The organism is Micromonospora sp. NPDC002411 (assembly GCF_053592955.1).
Genome location: NZ_JBSFBM010000163.1, coordinates 1 through 14,761 on the forward strand (window position 1 = coordinate 1; position 14,761 = coordinate 14,761).

Here is a 14,761-nt window from a genome sequence, read left to right on the forward strand (position 1 = left end):
GCCGGCGCGGGCAGATCCGCCTGTGCGGGCCGGCGCGGGCAGATCCGCCTGCACCGCGCCCGCCGGGGCGAGCATCGCCGCGGGCAACGCGAGCCGGGCGACCAGACCGCCCTGGTGGTCGTCCAACCTGACCCGTACGCCGAGCCGTGCGGCCAGGTGGCTGACCACGAAGAGGCCCATCCGCTCCACCGTCGCGACGTCCGCTGCCGGAGGGCTGGCCAGCACCGCGTTCGCCTCGGTCAGCGCGGTCGGGCTCATCCCCAGGCCACGGTCGGCGATCTCGACCAGAGCGGTGGCGGCGTCGACCCTCGCCGTCACCACCACCGTCGTGTCCGGACGCGAGAAGGCGGTGGCGTTCTCCAACAGCTCCGCCAGCATGTGCACCAACTCGCCGACGGCGTGCCCGACCACGTACACGTCGGCCACCGCGTCGATCCGGACCCGCTGGTACTGCTCGATCTCCGCGGCGGCGGCCAGCAGCACCGCGCCGAGGCCGACGGGCCGGTTCCACCGGCGGGTGGAGTCCGTACCGGCGAGCACCAGCAGGCTCTCGTCGTTACGGCGCATCCGGGCGGCCAGGTGGTCGAGCTTGAACAGGTTCTCCAGCTGGTCCGGGTCGCTCTCCTCGCGCTCCAGGTCGTCCAGCAGCTCCAGCTGCCGCTCCACCAGCACCTGGCTGCGGCGGGCCAGGTTGACGAACATGGCGTTGACGTTGCGCCGCATGAGTGCCTGCTCGACGGCGACAGTGACGGCGCTGCGGTGCACCGCGACGAACGCCTCCGCCAGCTCGCCGATCTCGTCGAGCGAGCGGACCACCGCCGGCGCGACCTCGATGCCCGGCACACCGCCGGTGACGGCCTTCAGGCGGTCCAGGGCGTCCGGCAGCTCCACCTGCGCGATCCGGAGCGCCTGGCTCCGCAGCAACCGCATCGACCGGGCAACCGACCGGCCGACGAGCAGGGAGATCAGCAGGGCGACCAGCAGGACCGCGACGACACCGCCGACCACCAGCAGGGTGGCCCGTAGCTGCTCGCTGCTGGCGTCGTCGGCCTGTCGCACGGCGTCGTCCAGCACACCCGCCTCGAGCTGGCGCAGCAGCTCCTGACGCTGCTCGCTGGCCGACCACCACTGCTCCGAGGGCAGCACCTCCGGCGACGCGGTCCCGCCGGGCAGGCTGCGCTCCTCCAACCCGGTGGCGACCAGGAACGTCGGAGTGACGGAGGTTTCGTCGTACCGGCGGATCTGGTCGGATGTGGCAGCCACCCGGAACGCGCTGAGCGCGGTCAGCTGCTGGCCACGAAGATCACTGAGGATCACCCGGTCCTCGGTGCCGTACGTGCCGGCGCGACCGGCGGCGTAGAGCTGGGCTCGCACCCGGGAGGAGAGTTCCTTGACCCGGGCCAGTTGGACGTAGCGCAGCACCGCGTCGTTCAACGCCGACTGGCCCTGACCAGGGGTCGGCTCGGCGAGCAGGTCGAGCATCGCGCCGACAGCCCGGTGGTAGTTGCTCAGGATGGTCTCGTTGCTGAGCACCGCCGGCGGGATCGCCGGGCGAATGTCGATCACCTGGTCGTACGCCTCCAGTGCCTCGGAGAACGCGACCCGCCAGGAAGCGTCGGCGTCGGCCAGCGGCTCGGCCGCCCGGCTCAGGTCCACGATGGCCCGGTCGGTGGCCGTCTGCAACGGCTTCAGGTTGGCCGAGGCGGCCGCCCGGTCGCCGCCCCTGCGCAGCTCACCCAACTCGCCCGCCGTACGGTCGCGCTCCTGCTGGAGCTGGTGCACCGCCGCAGTGATCTGTCGGCCGATGCCGACCTGACGGGAGAAGTCGTTGAGCGCTGTCGTCCGCCCCACCAGGGCGCTGGTCTGCACACCGGCGAGCAGCAGGAACGCCATCGACGGAACCACCAGCACGGTGGCGAGCTTCGTGCTCATCCGCCAGTCGCGCAGCCGGAACGGAGACCGTCGCCGATGCGGCACCACCCGGACATCGAAGCGGCGCCGGCGATGGTTCGACACCGCGCCGTTCGCCGGCTCGGGACCTGCCGCCACCCTGCCTCCTCCGTGCTACCGCGTCCGCCGCGGTCCGGGGAGCGCAGTCCATCCAACCAGGCTTGGTTGGACTGTCAACGGTTTGGGCTGAGCGGTGGTTCAGGAAGGATACTGCGGGTGGGAACGTCCTGCCGTGGTCGGTAGTACCAGCTCGTCCGTCCGGCCGATGTCGGCGAGGCCGATCGCGTCACCGAACCGGCCGAGCGCCACCAGCGCCGCTCCGGTGGCACCGATTTCCGGGTTGCGTTGGTGCGAGACCGGTCGCGGTGCGAGCGCGGCGGCGAAAGCCTGCCGCCACCACACCGACGCCGCCACCGCACCCCCACCGAGCACCACACCCACCGGTTTGTCGATGGTGGACTCCAGCACCCCGAGATCCTCGGCGACCAGCTCGCACAGCCCCTGCATGAGCCCGGCCAGGATGTCCACCGCTGTGGTGCTGAAGCTGAGGCCGCGCAGCTCACCGGTGCCCGCCGGCGCCAGGCCGGGTGCCCGGTCACCGCCGAACCGGGGGTCGGCCGGTCGGCCACCGCCGGTGGGCACCAGCGCCAGCGCCGCGTCCAGCTCCGCACCCTGGGGCAACCGCAGCTCCCGGTCCGCCCAGGCGAACAGGTTGCCGCCACAGGCGTACGCCGCCCCCGTCACGACGTGGTCATGGTCGACCCGGTAACGCCAGAGCCGTTCGGGGAGCCGGGGCATCGGCTCACCGGCCGGGATCCGCTGCATGAGCCGTACGGCGGCGGAGGTGCCGACGGTGACGGCGGCCCGGCTCGGGTCGACGCAGCCCGACCCGACGTTCGACGCACCGCCGTCGCCGACCGGTGGCGACCAGCGGGCCTGGGCCAGCTGCGGCCAGCGCCCGGCCAGGTCGGCCCGGAGCCGGCCGTGCCAGTCCAGCGCGCCGAGGGACGGCAGGTCCTGCGGACGCGCCCCGGCCAGCGTCAGCGCCTCCTCGTCCCAGCGCAGGGTGCGCAGATCCAGCAGACCGGTCCCGGAGGCCTGGGAGATCGACATGGGCGCCGAGTCGAGCAGCTCGCCCAGCAGGTACTCGGGCAGACCGACGAACCGGGAGATCGAGGTGCCGGACCGCTCGCGCAACCAGGGCAGCCGCATCGACCAGTAGGAGCGGTGCCACCAGCAGCCGGTGCGCTGGTGGAAGCCGTCCGGGTCGGCCGGGCCCGCCGTACCGCCCACCGGCGCGGGCCGGGTGTCCAGCCACGTGATCACCGGGCCCAGCGGCGCGCCGTCGTGGGCCAGCGGGAGCACCGAGTGCCACTGCGCGGAGACCGCCACCAGGTCCACGTCGTGCAGGTGGCCCGCCTCGGCCAACTCGTCCAGGCACTCGACCAGCGAGGCGAGATAGTCGGGAGCGGAGAGCGTGCCGGTCCCGTCGTCGCCGATGGCGAGTTCGACCTTGCGCCGGGCCAGGGCGCCGGGCAGCGGTCGGGTGTCCCCGTCCAGCACCAGCCCTCGGACCGAGGAGGTGCCCAGATCGAGCGCGAGAATGTTCATCGCCGGTCAAGTTACCCGGTGCGAACCGGGCGACGGGCGCGTAAGGTGGATCACATGCTCGCGCATCTGACTAGTTGGTGGCCCGCCGACCCGGCGGCCACCTCCCGCGCGTAGCTCCATCCACGCGGCCGCCCTCCAGGCGGCTGCCGGATCTCCCGGCCGGATGACCGCCACAACGGCGGCGCCGAGCCCGACGGAGACTCCCGATGACCCACCTGACCGACCTGCTCACCGCCATCGGCCGCGGTGTCGACCCCGGCCCTTTCGCCCTGCTACGCCGTGAGGGCGCGGACGACCTGGAGCTGTTCACCGGCACTGTCGACACTGTCGAACGGCTCGCGGACATCCCGCTGACGCCGGGCACGTCGGGGCCGCAGACGCTGGCCCTGGTGCCGTACCGGCAGATCTCCGAGCGCGGCTTCGCCTGCGTCGAAGACGGTGCCCCGTTGGAGTGCCTCCGGATCCGCGACCACGGACGGATCGCCCTGGCCGACGCCCTGGCCGTGCTGCCCGACGAGCAGGTCCGCACCGCCGACGCCGCGTTCGACATCACCGACGAGGACTACTCGCGGACCGTGCACCGGGTGCTCGCCGAGGAGATCGGCCGGGGCGAGGGCGCGAACTTCGTCATCCACCGCACCATGCACGCCACCGTGCAGGGTCCACCGCTGGTGGCGGCGCTGGCCGCGCTGCGCCGGCTGCTGGTCGCCGAACGCGGCGCGTACTGGACGTTCGTGGTGCACACCGGCTCCCGGACACTGGTCGGCGCGAGTCCCGAACGGCACGTCAGTGTCGACGACGGGCTGGTGATGATGAACCCGATCAGCGGCACCTTCCGGCGCGCCGGCGACACCCCGGACCGGGAGGCGCTGCTGCGTTTCCTCGCCGACCCGAAGGAGGTCGAGGAGCTGTACATGGTCCTCGACGAGGAGCTGAAGATGATGGCCACCGTCGCCGAACACGGCGGCCAGGTGATCGGCCCGTACCTGAAGGAGATGTCACACCTGGCGCACACCGAGTACCTGCTCGCCGGGCAGAGCACCCGGGACGTGCGGGAGGTGCTGCGCGAGACGATGTTCGCGCCGACCGTCACGGGCAGCCCGATGGAGAACGCCTGCCGGGTGATCGCCCGACACGAACGCCGGGGCCGGGGCTACTACTCGGGCGTGCTCGCCCTGGTCGGCCACGACGAGGCCGGCCGGCAGACACTCGACGCCCCGATCCTGATCCGTACCGCCGAGATCTCCCCCGCCGGTCGCCGCGCCCCGCGCCCCGCGCCAAGATCGTGCACGAACCAGGAAATAGGGGCCTCACCGCCGCACCGACACCACTACATCCTGGTTCTTGCACGATCTTGGGAGCCGGGACACCCTTCCGCGCGGGAGCTGACCGCTCCGCACACCCCCGCCCCTCCAAGATCCGCGCAACATCGGGGAAAGTGCTGGCTCGCCGCACGCTGAGGCAGCAACTTCACCGAAGTTGCGCGGATCTTGGCAACCGCACTCGGCGTGGGTGGGGTGCATCCGATGGGTCAGCTCAGGCGGAACCGCAGCGGTGCCGCCAAACCCTGCTCAAGCAGCGAATACGCCAACGGAGAGCACGCTGAACAGCCCGTGTCCAGCACCACAACAATTGCAAAGGACGTTGACAGTCGTCTACGTCACCGATAGCGTCCTTAGACATCGACAGCCACGGGGTCGAATCGCGCACCGCAATTCTCCAATCGCGATGAAACGCCGTTCTGTCGTGCCCGAAAAACCCGACGGGAAGGACCCCAATGAATCGACCGACGCGATTTATCGCGGCCGTGTCCGCAGCGACCTTCTTCGCGTTCCTGGTGCCGTCGGCGGCCCAGGCGGCACCAGCTTCGACGGGCTCCGCCGTCGCGACAACGGTCGCCGCACCCGTCCAGCAGGCTGCTTCCAACCCCGCTGGCTCGGACTTCGTCCCGCTCGGCAACTGCACCGCCGGCATTTTCTGCGGTGAGGTGAAGAACCGGCTGGGCCGATCCGTGAAGCTCTCAGGCAACTGGCCAACCAACAGCAAAACCATGTGGCTGCCGGCCGGCCAGGGCAGCGCATCCGATTCGAGGTACTACTACGAATTCCGGGACACTGACGGTTTCCAGGTGCCCAGCGGATACATTTATTACGACAGCGTGGGTAACAAATATTACCCCGGCTGGCACAAGGTGAACGACCTCCAGGAAGTCACGCTCAACGGCTGGTGCCTCACCTCAGCCTGCAGCTGACAGTCAGCTCCACAATTGTGCGCGCCAGTGGCTACCGGGCCCAGAACGGGCCCGGTAGCCGCTGACGCGTCGTCTCAGTCGACCGAACCCCGCTGGTTGCGCTTCTTGCGGAGTTTGCGGTCGTCGCGCAGCTCGACGTACGGCTCGTCGTCCACGCCGTGACCCGCCGCGATGGCACGGCCGCGCTCCAACTCGGCGTCGAACTCGGCGCCCAGGAGGATCGCGATGTTGCTCAGCCAGAGCCAGACCAAGAAGATGATCACCCCGGCCAGCGTCCCGTACGTCTTGTCGTACGAACCGAAGTTGCTCACGTAGAAGGCGAACAGCCCGGAGATCAGCAGCCAGATCACCACCGCCAGCACACCGCCGGGGCTCACCCAGCGGAAACCACCGTGGCGGGCGTTCGGCGAGGCCCAGTAGAGGATCGCGAACATCAGGCTGACCAGGACCAGCAGCACCGGCCACTTGGCGATGTCCCACACCGCGACCGCCGTCGAGCCGACCCCGATCACGTCGCCGACCGACTCGGCCAGGCGACCGGTGAACACCACGATCACGGCGCTGGCCAGCAGCAGCACCCCGATCACCGCCGTCACGCCCAGCCGGATCGGAAGCGTCTTCCAGATCGGCCGCCCCTCCGGCACGTCGTAGATCGTGTTCGAGGCGCGCATGAACGCGCCGACGTAGCCGGAGGCGGACCAGAACGCCGCTACGAGACCGATGATCGCCGCGACGCTGGCGAGGCCACCGTTGTCAGCGGCACAGATCGCGTCGGTGATGATCTTCCGGATGCTGTCCTCGGGCACCGCCTGGTTGACAGTGTCAGTGACGCCCTGGGTGGCGCTCTCGCCGAGCAGGCCGAGGATCGAGATCAGCACCAGCACGCCGGGGAAGATGGACAGCACCCCGTAGTAGGTGAGTGCCGCCGCCCAGTCGGTCAGGCTGTCGTCCTGGAACTCGCTGAACGTCCGGCGCAGGGCCGCCTTCCACCCACTGCCGGGCAGGTCGGTGGGGCTGTCCGGCCCCGCGTCGGGACCAACCGGCGCGCTGGCGGGATCACGCTCCTGCTCCCGCTGGGCGGAAGACTCGTTCGAGGCCATCGCCTCTCCTCATCGTCGGCGGTGTCACCTCCGGACATGCCCCGTCAACTGTCGCGCGTAACCCCTACTTGTAGAGCAACCTGCCCATTCGACGCGATGCCACCAGCAGGCCGACCGCCACCACCACCAGCAGGTAGAGCACGTCGAGCAGCCACAGCCACCCGCCGCTGCCCAGCGCGACCCCGCGGATCAGGTGCACCGACCGGTACAGCGGAGTGATCTCGATCAGCCAGTGCAGCACTGTCGGGTAGGCCTGCGCCGGCACGAAGGTGCCGGAGAACAGGAAGAGGGTGAATTGGGCGGAGCCCACCAGGTCGAAATCCTGCCAGCTGCGCATGAAGGTGGAGATCGCCATGCCCAGCGCCCCGAACGCGAACCCGACCAGCACCGCCGCCGGCAGAGCAGTCAGCGCCCGAGTCACGCTGGTCAGGTCCAGAGCGACCATCACCCCGAGGAACGCGGCCGAGTAGGCGCTGCCTCGCAGCATCGCCCAACCCAGTTCACCGACGGCGATCTCGAACGGCCGTACCGGGGTGGCGATCATCCCGTCGTACAGCTTCATGTACTTCATCTTGCCGAAGAAGTTGAAGGTGGTCTCCGCGAGCGCGCCGGTCATCGCCGACGAGGCGAGCATCGCCGGGGCCACGAACTCGGCGTACGAGACCAGTCGTCCGTCCGGCAACGGCAGGTCGCCGACCAGCGCGCCGACGCTTACCCCGATCGACAGCAGGTAGAGCAGCGGCTCCACGAAGCCGGAGAGCAGCAGCAGCCAGTAGACCGACTTCAGCGCCGCGAGGTTGCGCTCGACCACCGAGGCCGACCGCCGGGACGCGGCGGAGACGTCGACAAGCCGGGGCAGGATCAGCGTGACCACGACAAGCCTTCCTAGACGACCAGCTTGCGACGGAACGTGCGCACCGCCAACAGCCAACCGGCGGCGGCCCAGGCACCCAGGTAGAGCACGTGCCCGACGATGGACCACTGCGGGGCGACGCCAAGGGTGGCCGCGCGGCACAGGTCGACGGCATGCCACAGCGGCGTCACGTACGCCAACCACCGCAACGCGTCGGGCAGTGACTCGACCGGGAAGAACACCCCGGCGAAGAGCGTCATCGGGATGACCGCGAACCGGAACAGCATCGCCAGCCAACTGTCGCTGGACACCGACGCCGCGTACGCGAAGGTCGGCGCGGCGACGGCCAGCCCGAGCAACGCGACCACCGGCAGGGTGACCACCGCCCACGGCGAGCGCAACGCCCCGAACAACCCGGTGACCAGCAAGAACGCCGCGATCGTGGTGAGTACCCGGAACAGCACGAAGGCCAGGTGCCCGGCCACGATGTCGCCCACCCGCAACGGTGAGGCAGCCTGCGAGAAGTAGGTCTTGACCCACTGGAAGTTGCTGAACACCGGCCAGGTGGAGTCACCGACTGTCACCTGGAGCGCGGTCGAGGCGATCAGACCGGGCACCAGCCAGTCGAGGTAGCGCACCCCGCCGACGCCCTGGTCGATGTAGGCCCCCACGCCCAGCCCGAAGCCGAGCACGGTCAGCACCGGCAGCAGGAACGAGGAGAACACCCCCGCCCGCCAGGTGCGCCGCAGACCGACCAGGTAGTGCTCGAACACCGCGTACGCCGGCACCCACGGAAACCGCGCCGATCCCGCCACACTCACACGACCACCCCGCCCACTGCGTCGGCACCACGACCTGTCTACCCCGGGGGTACGACAGACCGCCGGTCACCCTACGGCGACGCGGTCGATGTGTCGCCCGGGTTTCGCCGCCTCGACCGGCGCGCCGACCTCGCTCGACGCGACCGCCGCCGTGATCGACTCGGCTTGCAGGAAGTCGGGGTATCAGTCGCCGCGGGATGCCCCGTTCTCCTGAAATCCGAGTCGATCAGGGCTGCGGGCGCGACGTGGCGGTATTGCCGCGAGCGGACACCCCCATATCGCCGACCTGGAGTCGATCACACCCGGCGGACGGGATCAGACCAGACAAACGTGCGCCACGCGCCAGGCGTGAAGACCAGCACCGGCCCGGCCGGGTCCTTGGAATCGCGGACGGCCACCAGCCCAGGCAGATTGTCGGCAACCTCCACACAGTTGCCGCCGTCCGGGCCACTACGCGTGCTCTTGCGCCACCGGGCACCGGTCAAATCCATGTCTCCGCCACTTCCGCCATAAGGTCGAGGGACTGCCCGTGCGATAGTGCCTCACCCCGGATTGACTCCCACACCTCGACCATCTGACGCACGTACTCGGATCGGTCGATGACCTGACCGTGACGCTGGCCGGCAAGGTAGACAAGGTCCTCCCCCTGCGTCGAACTAGCGATCACGAAGGGCCCTCCGAGCCCAACGTAAGCACCAGCAGAGGTTGGCACCACCTGGATTCGGACCCGGGGGAACGCCGAACCGAGTTTCACGAGGTGCTGAATCTGCTCGCGCATGACTTCCGGCCCGCCAACGGTTCGGCGCAGCACGTGCTCGTCGATCAGGGCAGTGAGCAGCGGTGGCCGGTCACGCGCGAGCAGCGCCTGCCGGTCCAGCCTGGTCGACACCTGTTGCTCGATCTCGTCCGGCGCGAACAGCCCGCCGCCGGTCAGTAGTGCGCGCGCGTAGCCCTCGGTCTGCAACAAACCTGGCACGCAGAGCGGCTCGAACCAGCGCAGCGCTGTGGTCTCCTGTTCGATGCCGGCCCAGTCGCGGAACCAGGGCACGACTGTCTCGCGGCTGATCCGCCGTTGGATGCGCTCGAACCTCCCGTCGGCCTGGAACACGGCGTCACACCGCCGCGCGAAGTCCAGACTTGGCCGGCGCTCGGACGTCTCCACCTTGGCGACGAGCGCCCCGGAATAGCTCAACGCCTCGGCCAGCGCCGCCTGTGACATCCCAGCGGTGGCCCGAGCCAGCCGCAGCTCCTCGGCGAAGTGCTCCAGCATGGACGAACTCTCCACGGACAACCCCCGTACATCTTCGTACCGTGCTGGGCCGCTCGCCGTACGCGCTGGTCGTCGGCGTGCGGAACCTCCCACCGTAGTCGGGTCCTCACCAGACTGTCACACAGCGGAACCGCTCACGGGATCGGACGGCGGGCGGAACCAGGCCGGGAGCGCCCCGTGAACCCCCGATCCGGGGCGCTCCCACCCACCCGATGGAGGTTCCTTCGTGCGACTCACCTGGTCGGCTCATGACGGTGGCGGGCACTGATGCCCCGGTACCGCCCGCACGTGGCGGCACGCCCGTCCTGGCGCTGCCGGGTCTGCGGCGCGGCGTGGCCCTGCTCGCCGGCTCGCCTGTCGCTGCTCGGCGAGTACCGCGAGGACCGGATCGGCCTGCTCGTCTACCTCGCTGCACTGCTCGACGAGGCGGCCGGTGACCTGCCCGGACAGGATCTGCTGACCGAACGATTCCTCACCTGGGCCAGCGCCCGTTGAGCGGTGCTCGTCGGCGGTTGGTCAGGCCGGTCGGTACGCGCGGACCAGCGCCTGCACGGCGTAACCGAGCAGCAGCAGTCCCGCGCCGACGCCGACCACCAGGCCGGCGGAGACCGCCGAGGCGAGGCCGGTGACGAGCCCTGCCACCGCGACCAGGCACAGTGCGACGCCGAGCGGACGAAGCAGTGGGTCCCGCAGGAGCGGGGCGAGCGGGAAGAAGTGCAGACCGACCACCAGGCAGACCAGCACCGGCACGTACTCGGACCGGTCGGCGGCGATCAGCACGGCGGCACCCAGCCCAGCGGCGGCGAACTCGGCGACGACGATGAGCAGGTACGGGCGGTCGGCTGCCCGGTCCCGGGGGCTGCCGACCCCGCGGAGTCGGGCGGACAGCACACCGCCCAGCACTGCGGTGAGCAGTGCGGCGATGCTGCCCACCACGAGCAGGGCCCGCAGCGGTTGCTCGGCCGCCGGCACACTGAACCAGACCATCGCGAAGATGCCCAGGTAGAGAGCGGTCAGCCCGGCCTGACGTCGGTTGGCGGCCAACAGATCGGACATGAAACCTCCTGGGGTGGGACTGACCGGCGGTCCCAGACGTTGATCGACTCGGATTTCAGGGAATCGGGCTGTCCACCCCGCTGTGACACCCCGACTTTCAGGAAGCCGAGTGGATCTTCGCGGGCGCGGGGTCGATACGCCCAAGATCAGAATGGTCAGTCGACGAGGGTGCGGCCGGTCAGGTGCAGGAAGACGTCCTCCAGGCCGCTGCGCCGGACCAGCACGTTGGCCGGGTTGAGCCCCAACGCCGTGACCTCGGCGACCGCCGCGTCGCCGTCCGGCACGTAGAGCAGGACCCGGTCGGGCAGCACCTCGACCCGCTCCCCCAGCCCGGCGAGCTTGCCAGCGAACGGCTCCTGGGACTCGGCGGCGAAGCGCAGCTCGACCACCTCGCGGGTGGAGTGCTGCTCGATCAGGGCGCGCGGCGAGCCCTCCGCGACGATCCGCCCGCCGTCCATCACCACGAGGCGGTCGCAGAGCTGCTCGGCCTCGTCCATGTAGTGCGTGGTGAGCACCAGCGTGACGCCCTGCTGCTTGAGCCGGAACAGCCGCTCCCACACCAGGTGCCTCGCCTGCGGGTCGAGCCCGGTGGTCGGCTCGTCCAGCAGCACGATCTCCGGGTCGTTGACCAGGGCGCGGGCGATGGTCAACCGACGCTTCATGCCGCCGGACAGCGGCTCGACCTTGCTGTCGGCCCGCTCGGTGAGCTGGACGAAGTCGAGCAGCTCGGCCGCGCGCTCCCGGGCAGCCCGGCGGGAGATGCCGAAGTAGCGGGCGTAGACGGTCAGGTTTTCCCGGACTGTCAACTCCGGATCGAGATTGTCCAACTGCGGGCACACACCGAGACGCGCCCGGATCGCCGGCCCGTCGGCCACCGGGTCGAGGTCGAGAATGCGCAGCTCGCCGGCGCTGGGCGGGGAGATGCAGCCGACCATCCGCATGGTGGAGGACTTGCCGGCGCCGTTGGGCCCGAGGAAACCGAACGCCTCACCCGAGCGGACCTCGACGTCGATGCCGTCCACTGCGGTGAAGTCACCGAACCGCTTCACCAGCCCGCGAGCCTGAATCAGTGGTCGCCCCAAAGTCACCGCCCGACCCTAACCGCCGGGTCCGACAGCCCTCCACGCAAATATCCGCCGCGACCGGCCATCCGCACCACCGACCTCCGCAGAACCGCCGCCGCGCCACGGCCGGCGGGACCTATCCGCCGAAACGCCGATCGATGCCCCACGCGCCGACCGATCGACGTGTATCGTCCCTCCGTGTCGCCCATCAGTACGCCCGATGGTTCGTCGCCCCCTGCCCGACCAGCCAACTCTCCCGCCGGCGAGCCCGCGGGCAGCACCGACCGTGCGGCACCCCGACCGCGCCCGACGCCCGAGCCAGACGGCACCTCCAGGCCTGCCCCGAAGACCAAGGAAGCGACCGGGCCACGCCCGAGCGACGCGACCACGCCACACCCCAGCGCGGTCCACCTGGGCACAGCCGACCGGACGGGTTCCGCCGATGCCGCCGAACGGGCCACCCGCGACCTCGCCGCCCAGTTCGAGGACGAGAAGCCGGGCCGGGTGCTGAACGGGCCAACGGGTCTGCTCCTCACCGGGGTGTCGCTGGCGGTCGGCGCACTCGCTCTCTGGCAGGTGTTCCGCCCACTGTCGCAGGGCAGCAAGTACTACTTGATCATCTTTCTCGCCGGCGTACTCCCTCTTGTTTTTCTTGCCTACCCGGCCGACCTGCGGCTGCCGGCCCGCTTCCGCGCCCGGCGACGGCGCATCGACAGCGACAGCGACAGCACCGACGGCAACAACGCCGACCGTGACAGCGAAAGCACCCGGGCGCGGCCGACCGCCACCGACTGGGTGCTGGTCGCGCTGGCCGCGGCAGCCTGTCTCTACCCCGTCCTGCCGATCCCGATCGGTACGGGTGGCGGCGGCTACAACGCCTTCCTCGACCGGCAGGGCCTGCTGGCGCCGGCGGACCTGGTGCTGGGCACCGTCCTGCTGCTTCTGCTGCTGGAGGCCTGCCGGCGCACCACCGGGTGGATCCTGCCGGCGGTCTGCCTGCTGTTCCTCGGTTACGGCTACTACGGCGGGTTGCTGCCGCAGTCCTGGCCGGTCGCCCACGCCGGCCTCGACTTCAGCCAACTGGTGGACGCGTTCTACAACTCCGACAGCGGTTTCTACGGCACTCCCCTGGACGTGGCCGCCTCGTACATCGTGCTGTTCACCATCTACGGCGCGGTGCTGGAGCTGTCCGGGGCCGGGCGGTTCTTCGTCGAGTTGTCGGCTGCCGCGTTCCGCCGCTCGCGCACCGCCGCCGGTCGCACGGCGGTGGCCTCCGGTTTCCTGCTCGGCACCGTCTCCGGCTCCGGGGCGGCGACGACGGTGAGCATCGGGGCGGTCACCTGGCCGCTGCTGCGCCGCGCCGGCTATCCGCCGGAACGGGCCGGTGGCATGTTGGCGGCGGCCGGGGTGGGCGCCATCCTCTCCCCGCCGACCCTGGGCGCTGCGGCGTTCATCATCGCCGAGTACCTGGGCGTCTCGTACCTCCAGGTGCTGGGCTGGGCGACGGTGCCCACGGTGCTCTACTACCTGGGCATCCTGCTCTCGGTGGAGATCGACGCGCGCCGTTCCGGTGTGCGGCCGGTCGTGATCGACGTCGGCTCGCCCTGGCGTCTGCTGGCCCGCTTCGGCTACCACTTCGCCTCGCTGATCGCCATCATCGTCTTCCTCGCGATCGGCATGTCCGCGACGAGGGCTGTCGTCTTTGCCATCATCCTCGCCGCCGCGTTGTCCTACCTGGATCGCGCGCACCGGCTCACCCCGGAACGGCTGGTGACCGCGCTCGTCACCGGTGTACGCGGCGTGCTCGCGGTGACGGCGGTCTGCGCCGCCGCCGGCATCATCACGGCGACCACCACGAAGACCGGCCTCGGGCCACAGGCGGCGGCGTTGCTGATCGGCGGGGCGAAGGCGGCCACCTCGGACCCGACACTGGTCCTGGTGCTCACCGCGCTGCTCGCCGCCGTCGCGCTCAGCCTGCTGGGCCTGGCCGTGCCGGTCACCGCCTCGTTCGTGATCGGTTGGGTGATCGTCGGCCCGGCCCTGCTCGACCTGGGCGTGACAGCACCCGCCGCGGCGATGTTCGTGTTCTACTTCGCGGTCCTGTCCGAGGTGTCGCCGCCGACCGCGCTCGCCGCGGTGGCCGCCGCCGCCGTCACCGGCGGTCGGCTGGTGCCGACCATGTGGCAGACCCTGCGGTACGCGCTGCCGGCGTACCTGACCCCGATCGCGTTCGTCATCACGCCGGCCGGCCTGGGTCTGCTCGGCATCGGCGGCGTCCAGCGGATCGCGTTCGCCGCCGTGGTCACCGCGCTCAGCGTCGCGGTGCTCGCCGTCGCCGCCGGTGGCTGGCTGCCCGGTGTGGGCCCCGCCGGCGCACCGGAGCGGGTGCTGGGCGCGCTCGCCGGCGTCACATTGCTCTGGCTCGAACCCGTGCCGGTCGCCGTCGGCACGGCGCTGGCCGCCGTCGCGGCGGCGGGCGTGTTCATCCGACGGAGATCCACGGGCCGACCGCGAACACCAAAAGAGGAGAAACTGTGAGACGAATCGACGTACGGCTCGCGGCGGGTCTCAGCGTGCTCGCCCTCGTCGCGGGTTGCGGGGGTCAGCAGGGCGGCGCGGACACTGACGACACGGCCAGCGAGGTCACCTGCGAGGTGACCAAGGAGACCCGCGTCGGCATCGCCACCGGCACCCAGCACGAGTACGACAGCGCGGGCTTGTTTCTGGGTACGCATATGTTTCTCCCGTCTGAGGCCCGATCAGCGGGTGTCGTACCGCCGACATC

At 70.4% G+C, this 14,761-nt stretch carries 12 protein-coding genes and 2 pseudogenes; 5 read left to right on the forward strand and 9 right to left on the reverse strand.

Annotation, left to right across the window (positions count from 1 at the left end; genetic code table 11):
- Both ACWCO3_RS19750 and ACWCO3_RS19755 read right to left on the reverse strand, forming a co-directional pair.
- The coding region (locus ACWCO3_RS19750) for a nitrate- and nitrite sensing domain-containing protein (RefSeq protein WP_450011346.1) at positions 1-2,049 on the reverse strand (2,049 nt) is incomplete at its 3' end.
- Positions 2,050-2,148: 99 nt separating this feature from the next.
- Positions 2,149-3,561, reverse strand: coding sequence for an FGGY family carbohydrate kinase (locus ACWCO3_RS19755; protein ID WP_145779989.1), 1,413 nt, complete (start codon positions 3,559-3,561; stop codon positions 2,149-2,151).
- 206 nt (positions 3,562-3,767) lie between these two features.
- Between ACWCO3_RS19755 and ACWCO3_RS19760 the strand changes: the two are divergent.
- Together ACWCO3_RS19760 and ACWCO3_RS19765 are read left to right on the forward strand one after the other, a co-directional pair.
- A pseudogene (locus tag ACWCO3_RS19760) lies at positions 3,768-4,817 on the forward strand (chorismate-binding protein); the annotation flags it as partial.
- Positions 4,818-5,338: 521 nt separating this feature from the next.
- Complete coding sequence (locus tag ACWCO3_RS19765) at positions 5,339-5,812, forward strand: hypothetical protein (protein WP_167524773.1); 474 nt, start codon at positions 5,339-5,341, stop codon at positions 5,810-5,812.
- Positions 5,813-5,886: 74 nt separating this feature from the next.
- On the opposite strand, the gene ACWCO3_RS19770 is transcribed toward ACWCO3_RS19765, so the two are convergent.
- From ACWCO3_RS19770 to ACWCO3_RS19790, 5 genes are all read right to left on the reverse strand, one after another.
- Complete coding sequence (locus ACWCO3_RS19770; protein ID WP_450011349.1) at positions 5,887-6,912, reverse strand: YihY/virulence factor BrkB family protein; 1,026 nt, start codon at positions 6,910-6,912, stop codon at positions 5,887-5,889.
- A 64-nt stretch (positions 6,913-6,976) separates the two neighbouring features.
- Entirely contained in the window at positions 6,977-7,786 is an 810-nt protein-coding gene (locus ACWCO3_RS19775; protein WP_450011351.1) for an ABC transporter permease, read from the reverse strand.
- An 11-nt stretch (positions 7,787-7,797) separates the two neighbouring features.
- On the reverse strand, positions 7,798-8,586 hold the full coding sequence (locus ACWCO3_RS19780; protein WP_145779460.1) for an ABC transporter permease: 789 nt from the start codon (positions 8,584-8,586) through the stop codon (positions 7,798-7,800).
- Between the two features lie 296 nt (positions 8,587-8,882).
- Positions 8,883-9,077 carry a DUF397 domain-containing protein gene (locus tag ACWCO3_RS19785; protein WP_145779459.1) on the reverse strand — a complete coding sequence of 65 codons (195 nt, stop codon included), beginning with the start codon at positions 9,075-9,077 and terminating at the stop codon, positions 8,883-8,885.
- Complete coding sequence (locus ACWCO3_RS19790) at positions 9,068-9,856, reverse strand: helix-turn-helix domain-containing protein (protein ID WP_358167363.1); 789 nt, start codon at positions 9,854-9,856, stop codon at positions 9,068-9,070. Before ACWCO3_RS19790 ends, ACWCO3_RS19785 begins: the two co-directional genes overlap by 10 nt.
- Before the next feature lie 288 nt (positions 9,857-10,144).
- Here ACWCO3_RS19790 and ACWCO3_RS19795 point away from each other — a divergent pair, with 288 nt between their 5' ends.
- Entirely contained in the window at positions 10,145-10,351 is a 207-nt protein-coding gene (locus ACWCO3_RS19795; RefSeq protein WP_450011354.1) for a flavin reductase, read from the forward strand.
- A 21-nt stretch (positions 10,352-10,372) separates the two neighbouring features.
- Here the strand turns inward: ACWCO3_RS19795 and ACWCO3_RS19800 are convergent, their stop codons facing one another.
- Positions 10,373-10,912, reverse strand: coding sequence for a hypothetical protein (locus tag ACWCO3_RS19800; protein ID WP_358167366.1), 540 nt, complete (start codon positions 10,910-10,912; stop codon positions 10,373-10,375).
- Positions 10,913-11,067: 155 nt separating this feature from the next.
- Positions 11,068-12,000 (reverse strand): ABC transporter ATP-binding protein, encoded by a 933-nt coding sequence (locus ACWCO3_RS19805; RefSeq protein ID WP_145779454.1) that lies wholly within the window; start codon positions 11,998-12,000, stop codon positions 11,068-11,070.
- A gap of 174 nt (positions 12,001-12,174) precedes the next feature.
- Here ACWCO3_RS19805 and ACWCO3_RS19810 point away from each other — a divergent pair, with 174 nt between their 5' ends.
- Entirely contained in the window at positions 12,175-14,514 is a 2,340-nt protein-coding gene (locus ACWCO3_RS19810) for a TRAP transporter fused permease subunit (protein WP_450011357.1), read from the forward strand.
- Positions 14,511-14,761, forward strand: a pseudogene (locus ACWCO3_RS19815) (hypothetical protein); the annotation flags it as partial. The gene ACWCO3_RS19810 and the pseudogene ACWCO3_RS19815, both read left to right, overlap by 4 nt.

Excerpts from the sequence above, each read along its gene's own strand:
- ACWCO3_RS19800 (WP_358167366.1), bottom strand. The coding sequence starts at position 10,912 with ATGTCCGATCTGTTGGCCGCCAACCGACGTCAGGCCGGGCTGACCGCT.
- ACWCO3_RS19770 (WP_450011349.1), bottom strand. The coding sequence starts at position 6,912 with ATGGCCTCGAACGAGTCTTCCGCCCAGCGGGAGCAGGAGCGTGATCCC.
- ACWCO3_RS19755 (WP_145779989.1), bottom strand. The coding sequence starts at position 3,561 with ATGAACATTCTCGCGCTCGATCTGGGCACCTCCTCGGTCCGAGGGCTG.
- ACWCO3_RS19785 (WP_145779459.1), bottom strand. The coding sequence starts at position 9,077 with ATGGATTTGACCGGTGCCCGGTGGCGCAAGAGCACGCGTAGTGGCCCG.
- ACWCO3_RS19790 (WP_358167363.1), bottom strand. The coding sequence starts at position 9,856 with ATGCTGGAGCACTTCGCCGAGGAGCTGCGGCTGGCTCGGGCCACCGCT.
- ACWCO3_RS19765 (WP_167524773.1), top strand. The coding sequence starts at position 5,339 with ATGAATCGACCGACGCGATTTATCGCGGCCGTGTCCGCAGCGACCTTC.